The organism is Cupriavidus sp. UME77, assembly GCF_014170355.1.
GTDB classification, from domain to species: domain Bacteria; phylum Pseudomonadota; class Gammaproteobacteria; order Burkholderiales; family Burkholderiaceae; genus Cupriavidus; species Cupriavidus basilensis.
Map to the genome: position 1 here is coordinate 1 of NZ_LZZU01000011.1, position 14,277 is coordinate 14,277.

The 14,277-nt window shown below is 63.0% G+C and carries 11 protein-coding genes and 4 pseudogenes; 10 read left to right on the forward strand and 5 right to left on the reverse strand.

Annotated features, from left to right (window positions below; all coding sequences use genetic code 11):
- A partial coding sequence (locus tag A9975_RS04440; protein ID WP_183031557.1) for an efflux transporter outer membrane subunit occupies positions 1-1,417 on the forward strand: 1,417 nt, incomplete at its 5' end.
- Between the two features lie 41 nt (positions 1,418-1,458).
- On the opposite strand, the gene A9975_RS04445 is transcribed toward A9975_RS04440, so the two are convergent.
- From A9975_RS04445 to A9975_RS04455, 3 genes are all read right to left on the reverse strand, one after another.
- On the reverse strand, positions 1,459-2,229 hold the full coding sequence (locus A9975_RS04445; RefSeq protein WP_150987238.1) for a class I SAM-dependent methyltransferase: 771 nt from the start codon (positions 2,227-2,229) through the stop codon (positions 1,459-1,461).
- An 84-nt stretch (positions 2,230-2,313) separates the two neighbouring features.
- A complete protein-coding gene (locus A9975_RS04450) occupies positions 2,314-3,276 on the reverse strand; it encodes a hypothetical protein (protein ID WP_183031558.1) in 963 nt (320 codons plus the stop codon).
- A gap of 257 nt (positions 3,277-3,533) precedes the next feature.
- A complete protein-coding gene (locus tag A9975_RS04455; protein ID WP_183031559.1) occupies positions 3,534-4,679 on the reverse strand; it encodes a 4-hydroxyphenylpyruvate dioxygenase family protein in 1,146 nt (381 codons plus the stop codon).
- 447 nt (positions 4,680-5,126) lie between these two features.
- On the opposite strand from A9975_RS04455, the gene A9975_RS04460 reads away from it, so the two are divergent.
- The 7 genes and pseudogenes from A9975_RS04460 to A9975_RS04490 form a co-directional block, all read left to right on the forward strand.
- Entirely contained in the window at positions 5,127-5,960 is an 834-nt protein-coding gene (locus A9975_RS04460) for a shikimate dehydrogenase (RefSeq protein WP_183031560.1), read from the forward strand.
- Positions 5,961-6,058: 98 nt separating this feature from the next.
- Positions 6,059-6,795 (forward strand): annotated as a pseudogene (locus A9975_RS04465) (IS30 family transposase); the annotation flags it as partial.
- Between the two features lie 23 nt (positions 6,796-6,818).
- Positions 6,819-7,643: pseudogene (locus A9975_RS04470) on the forward strand (IS5 family transposase).
- Positions 7,644-7,658: 15 nt separating this feature from the next.
- A pseudogene (locus A9975_RS04475) lies at positions 7,659-7,850 on the forward strand (IS30 family transposase); the annotation flags it as partial.
- A 487-nt stretch (positions 7,851-8,337) separates the two neighbouring features.
- A complete protein-coding gene (locus tag A9975_RS04480) occupies positions 8,338-8,562 on the forward strand; it encodes a hypothetical protein (RefSeq protein ID WP_183031561.1) in 225 nt (74 codons plus the stop codon).
- Between the two features lie 52 nt (positions 8,563-8,614).
- The gene (locus tag A9975_RS04485; RefSeq protein ID WP_183031562.1) at positions 8,615-9,037 is read left to right on the forward strand and encodes a hypothetical protein; all 423 of its coding nucleotides are present in this window, start codon (positions 8,615-8,617) and stop codon (positions 9,035-9,037) included.
- A gap of 259 nt (positions 9,038-9,296) precedes the next feature.
- Positions 9,297-9,548, forward strand: a pseudogene (locus A9975_RS04490) (transposase); the annotation flags it as partial.
- Between the two features lie 117 nt (positions 9,549-9,665).
- Here the strand turns inward: A9975_RS04490 and aroQ are convergent.
- Together aroQ and A9975_RS04500 are read right to left on the reverse strand one after the other, a co-directional pair.
- The gene (gene aroQ, locus A9975_RS04495) at positions 9,666-10,115 is read right to left on the reverse strand and encodes a type II 3-dehydroquinate dehydratase (RefSeq protein ID WP_183031563.1); all 450 of its coding nucleotides are present in this window, start codon (positions 10,113-10,115) and stop codon (positions 9,666-9,668) included.
- A 64-nt stretch (positions 10,116-10,179) separates the two neighbouring features.
- On the reverse strand, positions 10,180-11,232 hold the full coding sequence (locus A9975_RS04500) for a Gfo/Idh/MocA family protein (RefSeq protein ID WP_183031564.1): 1,053 nt from the start codon (positions 11,230-11,232) through the stop codon (positions 10,180-10,182).
- Between the two features lie 132 nt (positions 11,233-11,364).
- Between A9975_RS04500 and A9975_RS04505 the strand changes: the two genes are divergently transcribed.
- Positions 11,365-12,324, forward strand: a complete 960-nt coding sequence (locus A9975_RS04505; RefSeq protein ID WP_183031565.1) for a LysR family transcriptional regulator — start codon at positions 11,365-11,367, stop codon at positions 12,322-12,324.
- Between the two features lie 289 nt (positions 12,325-12,613).
- A complete protein-coding gene (locus A9975_RS04510) occupies positions 12,614-14,026 on the forward strand; it encodes an MFS transporter (protein WP_183031566.1) in 1,413 nt (470 codons plus the stop codon).
- Positions 14,027-14,277 lie beyond the last annotated feature (251 nt).

Genomic DNA, 14,277 nt, shown 5'->3' on the forward strand with positions numbered 1-14,277 from the left:
CGCCGCCCCCGTTGCCCCCACCTTCCCGGCCGGCGGCGTCTACGACACCCAGCCGGACGCCACCAGCGCCACGGCCACCACGCCTGCCCCGGAGATCGGCTGGCGGGACTTCTTTACCGATGCGCGCCTGCAGCGCCTGCTGGAACTCGCACTCAAGAACAACCGCGACCTGCGTGTGTCGGTACTGAACATGGAGGCAGCGCGCGCGCAGTACCAGATCAGCCGGGCCGGCCTGTTCCCGGCCGTCAACGCGGTGGCCTCGCAGAGCCGCTCGCGTACGCCGGAGAACCTGTCCTTCGCTGGCAAGACCATCTCCGGCGAGTATTCAGTTGGGCTCAGCGCGTCGTGGGAAATCGACTTCTTCGGCCGCATCCGCAGCCTGAACGACCAGGCCCTCGCGCAGTTCCTGTCGCTGGCGGAAAGCCGCAGGGCGGCGGAACTGGCCTTGCTGTCGTCGGTGGCGAACCAGTACCTCACCATGCTCGGCTTCGACGACGCGCAGGCCGTCACGCGCGCAACGCTGGTGACGGCCGAGGAGTCCTTGCGCATCACCAGCCTGCAGTTTGAAGTCGGCACGGGCTCGGAGCTGGCCCTGCGCCAGGCCGAAGGCGTGGTCGAGCAGGCGCGCGCCAACCTGGAAACGGAAAGCCGGTTGCGCGCGCAGTCCGAAAATGCGCTGGTGCTGCTGGTGGGCGAGCCGCTGCCGGATAACCTGCCGCCTGGCCTGCCGCTCAACAGCCAGGCCTTGCTGGCCGACATCCCGGCGGGCCTGCCGTCCGACCTGCTGACCCGGCGCCCGGACATCGCCGCCGCGGAGCAATCGCTGCGGGCAGCCAATGCCAACATCGGCGCGGCGCGCGCGGCGTTTTTCCCGCGGGTGACGCTCACCGGCAGCGCGGGCACGCTGTCGCCCACGCTGGGCGGCTTGTTCAAGCCGGGCTCCGCCGCCTGGTCGTTCGCGCCGCAGATCACCTTGCCGATCTTCCAGGGCGGCCAGAATATCGCCGCGCTGGACCTGGCGCAGGTACAGAAGCGCATCGAGATCGCCACCTACGAGAAGGCCATCCAGACCGCCTTTCGGGAGGTGTCCGATGGCCTGGCGGCGCGCGGCACCTTCGACAACCAGATCAGGGCGCTTGAGCGCTTCACCGGCTCGCAAGAACGGCGGCTGGTGCTGTCGGACCTGCGCTTTCGCAACGGGGTGGACAGCTACCTGAGCGTGCTGACCGCGCAGAACGACCTCTACAGCGCGCAACTGCTGCTGATCAACGCCCGGCTGCAACGGCTGACCAACCTGGTCGATCTCTACCAGTTCCTCGGCGGCGGCTGGATCGAGCGCGCGGGCGACACGCCCCGGCCCTCGGACGCGCCGCTCGACTACAGCGCGAACGCGCCGGGCCCGGCGGCCGCGCCGTAGCGTGCCCGCCGTGTGCCCGCCGTGTGCCCGCTGCGGGTCCGTCAGGCCAGCCGCTGGCAGCTATACGCCTCGGTCCGGTAGGGAAACGCCACGCTGGCCTTGCCGGCCAGCGCCGGGCTGCCGTCGATCACGGCCAGCAGCCGGGCGCGCACCGCGTCCTGCTCCGCGGCCGGCAGCGAGGCAATGAAGCTGACCGACATCACGCGGTCCACGATCACCTGCTGCGCGGGACCAACGTGCTCGTAAGGCAGGCTGGCCAGCCCCAGCTCGCCGAAGCCGCTGGCCGGGAACACCTTCTTCCAGTCACCCTTGTAGAAGCGCGGCGCGTCGCCCTCGAGCGGGGTCATGATGGCGGTCAGCTGCGCCACCCAGTCGACCGACTCATCGCGCACGTTCCACACCAGGCCGAGCTTGCCGCCCGGGCGCAGCACACGGCCGATCTCGGCCATGGCCGCGGCGTTGGCAAACCAGTGGAACGCCTGCGCGCAGACCACCGCGTCGACGCTGGCGTCGGGCAGCGGGATGGCCTCGGCCGTGCCCGCCAGCGCCTGCACTGCGGGCAAGGCGGCGCTTAGCTGGGCGCGCATCGCCGCCACGGGTTCCACCGCGATCACGCTGGCGCCGGTGGCCAGCAGCAGGCGGCTGAACTTGCCGGTGCCGGCGCCCAGGTCCAGCACCGTCTTGCCGGGCTGCAGGCCGAGCTCCGTCGTCAGCCAGGCGCCAAGCGCGCTCGGATAGTCAGGGCGCCCGCGGGCGTAGGTATCGGCCTGGCTGGAAAAGCCCTGGGCAGCGGCGTGGTGGATGTCGGTCATGGGTGCGTCTCTCTCTCGTGCGTTGGGCAGGCACTCCGGAGCCGGCCCCTTGCCGCAGCGGCCCTGGAAGTGGAGGAAGTGGAACTAGAACGAAGGCACCGGGTTCTCGCCCTGGCTTACCTGGTACTTGCCGTCCTGGAAGCGATAGCGCACCACTGCATCCAGCGATTTGCGCCGCGGCTTGGCCGCGCCTCCCGGTACTTTGACCTCCTGGCCCCGGAACGTCACGGTCAGGTCACCCGGCGTGTCCGCGCCAAGGGCAAATGCCGGTTTGCCCTCTACCGCATAGCAGACCTGCTCGCCGGCGTCCTGACTATCCGTGCCGCGTTGCGCGAGCACATCGGACTTGCCTGACAGCGCCTCCTCACATGGCTCAAGCGCGCCGGAATTCTCCGCGCCCATGGCCTCGCCGCTCAGCAGGGTGGAGATCTGCCCCGGCGCCAGGCGATAGAACGACGCCCAGCTGCCGCAATAGCCTTGCCAGCAACCGCCCCAGGTCAGGGTGAGCGCAAAGTCCGTGGCCGATATCTTCGCGATCGACGACTCGCCAAGCGAGCCTGGCCCGCCTGAGAAGTCGTAGCCGTCGACACGCCGGCTGAGCTGCCAGCCGCCAGGGCTTTCGCCACTGGCCGTGGCATCGCGCGTAAAGAAGTACGCGCCCAGCCAGGCACCCGCCGCGCGGCTATTGTTGCGCGTGCCCCCTTCCTCCACCACCATGCCCTCGGTCAGCATCACCGCATGGGTGTCGTCCAGCCGGATCACCTGGATTGGCTTGACATCGATGGTGCCCTCCACCAGCGGCGGCTCGCCCGTGCCCTTGTAGTCCGGGTCCGGCAACGCGGCGCGCACCACGCGGCCTTTGTCGTCGTCGCGCCAGGCGGGAAAGGCCAGCAGGATCAACGCCTCGCGCTTGAGGGTGTCAGCCTGCGCCACCGCGGCGGAGGCCGGCGCGGCCGGCGCGGACGAAGCGCCAGCCGCTGCAGGCGGGGCCTCATGCCGCGAGCAGGCGGACAAGCCGAGGCAAAGCGCCAGGGCCGGCGCCAGCATCCGCCTGGCTGTACGTCGGAAATCCGCAGAGGTGGCACGAAGCGAGCAAAAAATCATGTTGACGGCAGGCGCAAGGGCCGCGGCTGCGCGGCCAGGGATAGGGATAGGGATAGGGATAGGGAGGCAAGCGAGATTCACGCACCGCGGGAACCGCGGGAACCGCAGGAACCGTGGAAAACGGCCACGCGGATGCCGCGCACCGCACTATCCGCGAGCCGGTCCGTGCCGTCAAGGCGGGCCGGCTGCCATCCTGGCCCTCAAGCCGGAGCGTTGGGTGTGGAGGCGGAGCCCATGGCGGCCTCCAGCGCGGGCAGGTTGCCCTCGCCGAAGCCATGGTAGTTGTCGCGCTGGACGATTTCGAAGAAGAACTCGCCGGCCTCGCGGCGGGCAAAGGCTTGCAGGAAGGCCTCGCGCGTGCCGTCGGCGCGCAGCGCGCCGTCGACCAGGATGCCGTAGCGCCGCAAGGCCGCCAGATCCAGTCCGTGGCCCGGCACGCGTGCGTCGACAGTGTCGTAGTAGGCCGCGGGCGGCTCGACAAAGCGCACGCCGTTGCGCGCCAGGGCGCCGGCGCTGGCCACCAGGTCGTCGGTCGCCAGCGCAATGTGCTGGATGCCCTCGCCGTGATGCCCCGACAGGTAGTGCTCCATCTGGTCGTGGCGCTGCGTGCCTTTCTCGTAGATCGGGATGCGGATCAGGCCGCAGGGCGAGAGCAGCACGCGGGAATCGCTCGCGACATGCCAGCCGGCATTGACCTCATGGATCTCGCGAAAGCCCAGCACCTTGCGATAGAAATCGAGCCACTCCTCCAGATGCCCGGGGTCGACCGCCTGCGTCACGTGATCCACGCGGACCAGGCCGGCGCCAGCGGTAGTGGCGGCAGTATCCGTGGCGGCATGCGCCAGCGCGCGGAAATCCACGTCGTAGATGGAGATGTCGCCCACGTCGCCGGGCCGCCCCTCCTTGCCGCGCCAGCGGTCGATAAAGTAGATGATGGAGCGGCCAATGCCCTGGATGGCCGGGATATTCAGCTCCATCGGGCCAACCGTGCCGGCCTCGAACGGCCATGCACCCGCATCGACCGCGCGCGCGAATGCCGTGGCGGCATCGTTCACGCGGATGCCGACCGCGCAGATCGAGAGGCCATATTCGGAGGCATAGCGGGTGGCGAAGGAATCCGGCTCCGCGTCGACGATGAAATTCATCTCGCCCTGGCGGAACAGCTTCACGTTCTTGTGCCGGTGCTGGGCAATGGCATGAAAGCCGAAACGCTCGAAGGTACGCCCAAGCGCCGCGGGATCGGGGGACGCAAATTCGACGAACTCATAGCCCATGATACCCAGCGGGTTCTCCCAAGGCTGGAAATCGTCGGCGCGCGGCGAAAAAACGTCTGCCGGTCGGCTCATGTCTGCTCCTTTTTATGTGGTCCGTGGTGGCTGCGGGTGTTAGCCATCATAGCAAGGGCCGTGGCTTCGCTCTAGCCCGGGCGCCGTGCCCCCTTGGCGCCGTGCCGGGGGACGGCCGGCGGCAGCCGAAGCGTAGCCGGCGCCCCGCGCGCCAACAATGGGAGCGCCCCGGGCTGTCGCGCTATTCGTGCGCCAGCGCGCGATGAACGCACAAATCAAGGGTAAACCCCTATTTTGAATACCATCCCCGTAAAATGGTCTCATCCACCGGGGCAAACCCGAATTTCGCCCCATAAGCGCGCACATACGTCCGTCTATCGCGCATAGTGCGCATTAAATCTCTTGGTTCGCCTCATTTCACCCCTTAAGCTTGCGCTATCCACCTCGCTTCCCCCTTGCGGAACAGACGGCAATTGGCAACAGGCAACTGGCAACACGGACACCACCATGATCGACGGCAAGACCATCCTCATCGCGCACATCGGCTACCCCACCGAGTCCTTCAAGGCGCCGATGATCTACAACCCCTGGTTCGCGCAGCGCGGCATCAATGCCGTCGTGGTACCCATGGGCCTGAAAGCCGAGCACTTCGCCGACGGCTTGCGCACGCTGTTCCGGCTGACCAACCTGCGCGGCGCGCTCATCACCATGCCGCACAAGGTTTCCACCATGGCGCTGGTGGACGCGCTCACCCCGACGGCCCGCATCGCCGGCGCCTGCAACGCGGTACTGCTGCGCGACGATGGCACCTTGCTCGGCGATCAGTTCGATGGCGCGGGCTTCGTGCGCGGCATCCAGCGCAAAGGCTGCCAGTTGCAAGGCGCCAGCGTGCTGGTGTCCGGCTGCGGCGGCGTGGGTTCGGCCATTGCCGCGTCGCTGGCCGGCGCCGGGGTGGCGCGGCTAAGCCTGTTCGATGCGCGCGACGCCTCGGCGCAGGCACTGGCCGCGCGGCTGCAGGCGCACTACCCGCAATTGCAGGTCGACACGGGCTCGAACGATCCTGCCGGCTACCAGCTGGTGGTCAACGCCACGCCGCTGGGCATGAACGAGGCCGACCCCCTGCCCTTCGACGTCAGCCGCATCGACCCGCAAGCCTGGGTGGGCGAGGTCGTGATGAAGACGGAGTACACGCCTTTGCTGCGCGCGGCGCTGGAGCGCGGCTGCCAGGTCCAGGTGGGCACCGACATGTTGTTCGAGATGATTCCCGCCTATCTTGAATTCTTTGGCTTTGGCACGGCGACAGCCGAGGAACTGCGTGCCGTTGCCAGGATCGCCTATTGAGTGTTTGCCATCCGCGCGGTTTTCACTGCGAGTTCAACGGCTTAACTGGGCGGCCTCAAATCTGAAGTGCAACACCTTGCTTCGGGTAAGGTGTTCAGATGCAAAGCAGAACTTCGTACCAACAACTTCAGCCAGAGGAGCGCATGACGATTGCGAGCATGAGCCGAGCGCCGTCAGCCGTGAACTGAGGCGAAACAGTTGTGCGCTGCGTGGCTACGCGAGCCTGTCGGCGCAGGCCATGAGGCAGGCGCGGCGGGTTCAGGCGCGCCCGGTAGCGAAGCTCGATCCGCAACACGCTCGGTGGGGCGCGGTGCTGACTTTGCTGGATTGGAAGTGGTCGCCGCAACAGATCGCCGGTATCCTGAAGCGAGTGTGGCCCGAGGACCCCAGCATGCATGTATCTCACGAGACGATCTACACGGCCATTTACGCGCAGCCCAGGGGCGAGTTGCGCCGCCAGCTCATCGCCTGACTGCGCCATGGCCACAGCACACGCATGCCACGCAAGCGCGGGGTTGATCGACGCGGGCAGATTCCTGAGATGGTCAGCATCCATGTGCGCCCGCCCGAGGTCGAGGACCGCGTCATGCCGGGCCACTGGGAGGGTGACTTCATCAAGGGCGCGGGCAACAAGTCTTCGGTGGGCGTGCTGGTCGAACGCAGCAGTCGTCTGGTGCTGTTGGCCAAGATGGATGACGCTACTGCGGCCTCGGCGCTGGCCGGCTTTTCTGCCAAGCTCAATTCGATTGCTGAGCCGCTGCGCCAGAGCCTGACGTACGACCAGGCAAAGGAGATGACGCGCCACAGTGAGCTTAGCGCCCGTTTGAAAATTCGCCGCGGATGTGTTCTAACGTTCGGATGTGGAAAAAAGAACATCGAGAGCGGCAGGCAAGCATGGCGGCCAAGACAAAGCGATATCCGAGCGATCTGACGGACATGGAGTGGGCAGCGATGGAGGGACTGCTGCCGAAGCCCGCACAGCGGGGGCGGCGCAGGAAGGCTGATCTGCGGGAGGTCATCAACGCCTTGCGATACCTGGTGCGCTCGGGGTGTGGCTAGCGCATGCTACCCAAGGACTTTCCGGCCTGGCAAACGGTGTACTGGTGGTTTCGCCGACTGATGCGTCGGTTCCTGTTCCAGACGCTTCATGACGTAGTGCTAATGCTCGATAGGGAGTTGGAAGGCACGCAGCCTTGCCCAAGCGCGGGCGTGGTGGATAGCCAGTCGGTAAAGGCGCCAGCGGCCAAGGAACGCGGCTACGACGCGGGAAAGAAGATCGTCGGGCGCAAGCGGCATATTGCCGTGGATACAAACGGCTGGTTGCTGATGGTGAACTTGACGCCAGCGGACATCGCCGACAGTACCGGGGCGTTGGCGGTTCTGGAGGCCCTAAAGAAGCGTTGGCCGGGACTGAAGCATCTGTTTGCAGATGGCGCATACGATCGTCGCACGTTGATGGATAAAGCCGCGACGCTCGACTTCGTCGTGCAGGTGGTGCGCCGTCACGAGGATCAGGTTGGCTTCGCGGTGCTACCCCGGCGTCGGGTGGTGGAACGTACCTTCGGTTGGATGATTCGCTGGCGTCGCCTTGTCAGGGACTACGAGCGGCGTCCTGACGTGTCCGAGGCCATGGTCTATATCGCAATGGGCGGGCTGCTGCTACGCAGAATCGCCCATCCTTGAATTATCAAACGGGCTCTTAGCGCCAACACTGGCGTCAAGGTCTACTTCTGCGATCCGCACAGCCCCTGGCAGCGTGGCACTTGTGAGAACACCAACGGGCCGCCGCGCCAGTACCTGCCCAAGGGCACCGACTTGTCCGTGCACACACATGAAGAACTCGACGCAATTGCCGACAGCTTGAACAAACGACCTCGTGCTACGCACTGATACGACTCTTGGCAATGACGACATGGATGATATAGAGAGATACATGGAGCACCTTGAATATTGGAAACCTTAATGTTAGCCTTTTCGATAGATATAAAGAACAACAGCTAATTAATGACATAAATTTCGTGAATCTCGCGAGTCGTAATTGTAGAAAAAAATCTACAAAAAATCAAATTAATGGAAATATTTATCCAATAGACTTTAATACGTAATTACATTTACTGCTATCAGTAATTGATACAAAAAAATATACTCTTCTAACGAAGAAAAACTCTGGTTCGGTAAAGTAAGAAAACATAAAAAATTGGAGAATTTACTACACATTAACTTCCCAGAGAATTTTTCAACGTTTCTATAAGTTTGCGTCGGCGGTGGCGTAGTCTGGTCAGAAAATATGTGAAATTGAAAAAACAAGGCAATCCTATCCAGGAGAGGCATCGTCAATTACAGCACTAACTACTGTAGAACTGATCATGACCTACCCATGGATTTAGCTATCACATTTCTAAAAGACAATGAAGCCCATACAGGCTTCGACAAAAATAACAATCCTATCGTTAGAATGGAGCAACCTGGCGCAGGAAGAGGATACAAGCCTGGTAAACGTGACCCTCAAAATCCAATACTCAATGAAAACATGAACAAAGCAGAGGTGAAATTTTACAAAGTGAATACAGACCGCCTATTCACTGCATTCCAGACAGACTAAAAATATCAGCTCACTCTTAAATAAATCCAATTAAAATCCTGGAGTCATCAATATGTTAAAAGCCCCCTTCACTGAACTGCCTTACACTCCAACTGTTGCATCTATCTTGGCTGGACTTGATGTGGAATATAAAGATGAAGCATTCAAGACCGAACTTATAAAACTAGATCCAAGCAAAAAAGAGGACAGACAAAAAATAATAAACGATTACATAATAGCAGATCAGAGCTACTTACCTTATCGACATAGATTTGTTTTAATAAAAACACTCGAAGAGGCTTTGTCTGATAACAATTACGACTTCGACTCTTTATTTGAATACGACTACGACAGCAACAATCCCACATCCTCCCCGTGGGAGACCAGTAAAATAAAAACACCACGCAGTTTCTTTGAGGACATATTTCGAACCGCCAATGAAATCTGGAAAGATGATCTCCTGAAGGCCGCTTCTGAAGACCAATCCACATGGTGAAGTTAGACCGTATGCGACCAACCGCTACATCTTGATCAGAAAGTTAAATTTCCGCACTCAGAAGATCTTAAATTTTTGCCTACAACAACTGGAAATTTTTAAGACTCCTAAATCATTCATTTTTATTAAGTTACAGAGAGGCGTTGTTGCACAAATCTGCCCGGCGCACGGCGAGTTGACGTTTACGCGCAACGGTCTGAGAAGATAGCGCTGTAAACAATCGGGCCGGGTGCGTAGATTCTCGTCTTTTGCCGGGAAGATGCGCAGGGACATACAGAAGCAAGCCGAGCCCAAGGGCACCTATCGCGTCAAGAACTGGGCGCAATACAACGCCGGTCTGATTGCAAGGGGAGACGTCACGATGTGGATAGACCAAAGCGTGTTGGCGTCGCCCGGCGTGGGTGTATCCAAGCGCGGCCGCCCGTGCGTCTATTCGGATGCTGTCATTCAGATGCTGCTTGGCCTCAAGCAAGTGTTCCGCCCGCCGTTGCGCGCGCTGCAAGGCTTTGCCATTTGTGGGTAATCCCAAGCACTTGTGGGAGAGGGGCCGGGGGAGAGGGAGATACAGCCGTCGTCATGGCGTATGGCTTTGGCCTGTTCGACGCCTTCGGCTTGTGCATTGGATTTGTCAGGCCGGCGTGCCCGCCAGTTTCGCGGCGATGAACTGCAACGCCAGCCCGTACCCCTGGGTGCCAAACCCCGCCATCACCGCCTCTGCGATATCCGACAGGTAGGAGTGATGGCGGAACGCCTCGCGCTTGTGGACATTCGAGATATGTACCTCGACGAAAGGAATGGCGACCCCGGCAAACGCGTCGCGGATCGCCACGCTGGTGTGGGTGAAGGCGCCCGGATTGATCAGGATAAAGTTGACCCCTTCGGTGCGCGCTGCGTGGATGCGATCGACGATGGCACCCTCATGGTTGCTCTGGAAGCAGGCCAGGGACAAACCCAGCTGGCCGGCCTGCTGGCGCAGGCTGGCCTCGACATCGGCGAGCGTGGCGGCGCCATAGATCTGCGGCTCGCGCGTGCCCAGCAGGTTCAGGTTGGGCCCGTTCAGGACGAGTACGGATTTCATGGTGGTTCCTCTGGTTTTCTCGGATGGGTCTGGTTGATTGCCGCCGGCATGAAAGCCGCCTGGCTCAAGCGTCCACCGTCTGTACGATGCGCCCGCTGCGCGCGGCTTCGGCGATGGCTTCGGTCACGCGCAGATTCTGCAGCCCGTCATGCACGGTGACAAGCGGCGCGGCAGCGCCGCGGATCACGTCGCAGAAATGCGCGAGCTGGCGTGCGAGCGGGTCCTCGCGCGTGAGCTCGACCACGCTGGCCTGGAAGGGCTTGAACCACGAGCGGTCCTGGTCTTGCGCATAGGTCTTGAGCCGCATGGTCGGCACCGCGAGCGAGCCGCGCGTGCCGGCGATCACATAGCAATCCTCGTCCGGATAGCTGGCATAGTCCGCGTTCTCCCGCGAAGTCTGCTCCCAGCTGCGCGCCGAAGCCGCGCTATCGGACAGCATGAACGTGCCGAGCGCGCCGTTGGCAAAGCGCAGGCTGATCGCCACCGTGTCCTCGACCGGAAACTGCCGCGCGGCGTTCGACGCCATCGCCTGCACCGCCACGATCTCGCCGCACAAGGCCCGCAGGTTGCCGATCTCGTGAATCATGTTGATCAGGATCGGGCCACCGCCGCTCTGGCGGCGCCACGGCGCCGCAGCGAAGTAGTCATCGGGCTTACAGAACATCGCCGAGCCAACCACAGCCACGGGCGTGCCCAGCACGCCCTCGCGCACGATCTCGCGCGCGCGGGCCAGCAGCGGGCTGTGCGCGCGGTGATGTCCTACCAGCAGCTTTGCATTGGCCGCCTCGGCTGCCTGGCGCAGGCGCATGCCCTCCTCCAGGGTGTGCGCCACGGGCTTTTCAATCAGCGCCGGAACGCCCGCGCGCAAGCAGGCCAGCGCGTCTGCCACGTGCAGATTGTTTGGCGTGGCGAGGATCACGCCATCGAGCCGTTGCGCTGCAAGGAGTGCATCTAGCGAAGCGTACAAGGGCACGCCCGTCGCGCGCGCCACCTCGGCCGCGGCCGATGCGGGGTCGGCAATGGCGGCCAGCTCGCAGGCCGGGCTGGCCTGCACCAGTTCCATATGGCGGCGGCCAATCAGGCCGGCGCCGGCAATGCCGATTCTGAGCTTTGTCATTTGCCGTGCTGGTAAGGGATGAGCGTGGGGCGAGCCCCCGGGTGAGCCCCCGGGTGAGCCCCATATCCGGCCGCCTGGACAGGGGCCATCAGCACAGCGTACTGTTATACGTCGACACGATAATCAGGTGCCATGGAAACTCACAATGTCCCATCAGCGAACAATGATCCCTTCCTCCGGGATCTACGCCTGTTCTGCACCGTGGCCCGGCGCGCCAGCTTTATCGCCGGCGCCAACGAGATGGGCCTGTCCGCCGCGCATGTGAGCAAGCGCATCGCCTCCCTCGAGGCCATGCTCGGCGTCAAATTGTTCCACCGCACCACGCGCCGTGTCAGCGTGAGCGCCGACGGTGAAGCGGCCTTCCTGTGGGCGCAGAAGATCCTGGATGACGTCGAGAGCATGCTGGAAGCGGTTGGCGGCGCAAGCGCGGAGCCACGGGGCCTGCTGCGCATCAGCACCAGCTTGCGGCTCGGGCGCGACCACCTCTGCCCGGCGCTGTCCCTGCTGCGCCAGCGCCATCCCGCGCTCGAAGTCTGGCTGGAACTGCTAGACCGCCGCGTCGACCTGATCGCCGAGAACTTCGACCTCGACATCCGCGTGGGCGAGGTCCTGGAACCTCATCTGATTGCCCACAAGATCGCCCCGGGCAGCCGCATCCTGTGCGCCGCGCCTTCCTACCTGGCCCGGCACGGCCCGCCGCGGACCCTGGCGGAACTGGCGCAGCACGACTGCCTGCCCTTTCGGGACCGCGACCAACGCTTCGGGGTGTGGCGCATGGCCGGGCCCAACGGCATGGAGACGGTCAAGATCACCGGGCCCATGGCCTCCAACCACAGCGATATCGTGCGCCAATGGGCGCACGAAGGCTACGGCATCATCATGGCCTCGATATGGGACGTGGCCAGCAGCATCCGCAGCGGCGCACTGGTGCGCGTGCTGCCCGCGTACCACCAGCCGGCCGACGTATGGGCGGTGACCACCGCGCGCGCATCAAGCTCGGCCAAGATGCGGGCCTGCATCGATTTCCTCAAAGCGCAGCTGACGCAAGGACCACACGCGCTGGCAACCACCCTGGAAGCCGATGCAGAGTAGCGTGCCGCGCGTCGGAAAAGGGAGCGAACTGAAATCAACTGGTGCCATAGGACTCAAAAATCACTTTTCTAGTAGAAAGGACAACCTCGGTGAGGCTGCCACGCCCTTGGGACGGACGTGGGATCCGACCTTTCTCCGCAACGGATTGGGGTGCTATCCCGCTGGTAGAAACCCGACTTTTGCGCGCATATCGCGCCGTCTGCGCGAATAGCGCGCAAATTGCGAGAATTCGCCTTGTCGACGATCAAGGGATCGCTTAATTTCCAGCCAACAATGATTGGAGACGAAATTGGCTACTACCCTCAATGACCGTGACCTGCACGGCAAGCGCCAAACCAAGAAGGCGACCGCAAGCGGCTGGATCGGCTCGGCACTCGAGTACTACGATTTCTTCATCTACGCGACGGCGGCGTCGCTGATCTTCCCCCAGATCTTCTTCCCCTCGGGCAACCCCAAGGTCGCCATCGTTGCTTCGCTGGCAACCTACGGTGTCGGCTATATCGCCCGGCCCATCGGCGCCCTCTTCCTGGGCCACTGGGGCGACACCCACGGGCGCAAGAACGTGCTGGTGCTGTGCATGTTCCTGATGGGCTTCTCGACCGTGGCAGTCGGCCTGCTGCCGACCTACAGCCAGGTTGGCATGCTCGCCCCGGTGCTCCTGGTTATCCTTCGCCTGATCCAGGGCTTCGCGGTCGCCGGTGAAATCTCCGGCGCCAGCTCGATGATCCTGGAGCACGCGCCGTTCGGGCGCCGCGGCTACTACGCCAGCTTCACGCTCCAGGGGGTGCAGGCCGGCCAGATCCTGGCCGCCGCAGTCTTCCTGCCCCTTGCCTACTACATGCCGTCGGACGCGTTCAATGCCTGGGGCTGGCGCATTCCCTTCCTGCTGAGCGCCGGCGTGCTGGTGGCCGGCTTCATCATCCGCCGTGAAGTCTCCGAGACGCCGGCGTTTGCCAAGGAAGCCAAGGCTGGCGAAGTGGTGCGTTCGCCCATCATCGAAGCCTTCAAGTTCAGCTGGCGCGACATGATCCGCGTGGTGTGCATGTCCCTGATGAACGTGATCCCGGTGGTAGCCACGATCTTCGGCGCGGCTTATGCGGTGCAGCCGGCATACGGCATCGGCTTCGACAAGAGCCTTTACCTGTGGATTCCGGTGGCAGGCAATATTCTCGCGGTGCTGGTCATTCCGATTGTCGGCAACCTGTCCGACAAGATCGGCCGCAAGCCGCCGATCGTCATTGGCGCGCTTAGCTCCGGGTTGCTTTCCTTCCTCTATCTCTACGCCATCAGCATCCATAACGTGCCGCTTGCCATCGTGGCATCGCTGTTGATGTGGGGCATCGTCTATCAGGGCTACAACGCGATTTTCCCGAGCTTCTTCCCCGAGTTGTTCCCGACACGCTCGCGCGTGTCGGCCATGGCCATCGCGCAGAATATCGGCACCGCCGTCACCGCCTTGCTTCCCGCGCTGTTCGCCACCGTGGCGCCTCCGGGATCGGCCAATATCCCGCTGACGATCGGCGCGATTACCTTCGCCGTGACGATCGTTGCGGCCCTGGCAGCCCTGAGTGCCCGGGAAACCCACCGCATCCGCATGAGCGAGCTCGGCGAGCCCAGCGCCGCTCCCATGGACAAGCAGGACTACGACCGGCTGCGCGCCGAGGCCATGGGCGAGACAAAGGTGGCCCGGGCAGCCGCCTGATCGCACCACAGGCTAGGGAGCACAGAGCAGCCGGTCCGCCGCGGACCAGCGCTCTCTGAAGCCAGGTTCTGCCTCCGTCGCCCTCTACCGATATGCACTAGTTGGCGATATCGGCGATATCGCCGATATCACGGCCCTGTCACGCTCCTTTCACCTGATGTCGGTGCGATCGCACGCACCGAAAGGGGGCCCGTTTCTCCGAAAGCGCTGATACACAAAAGCGCAATCGAATGAAATTGAATTGAATCGAA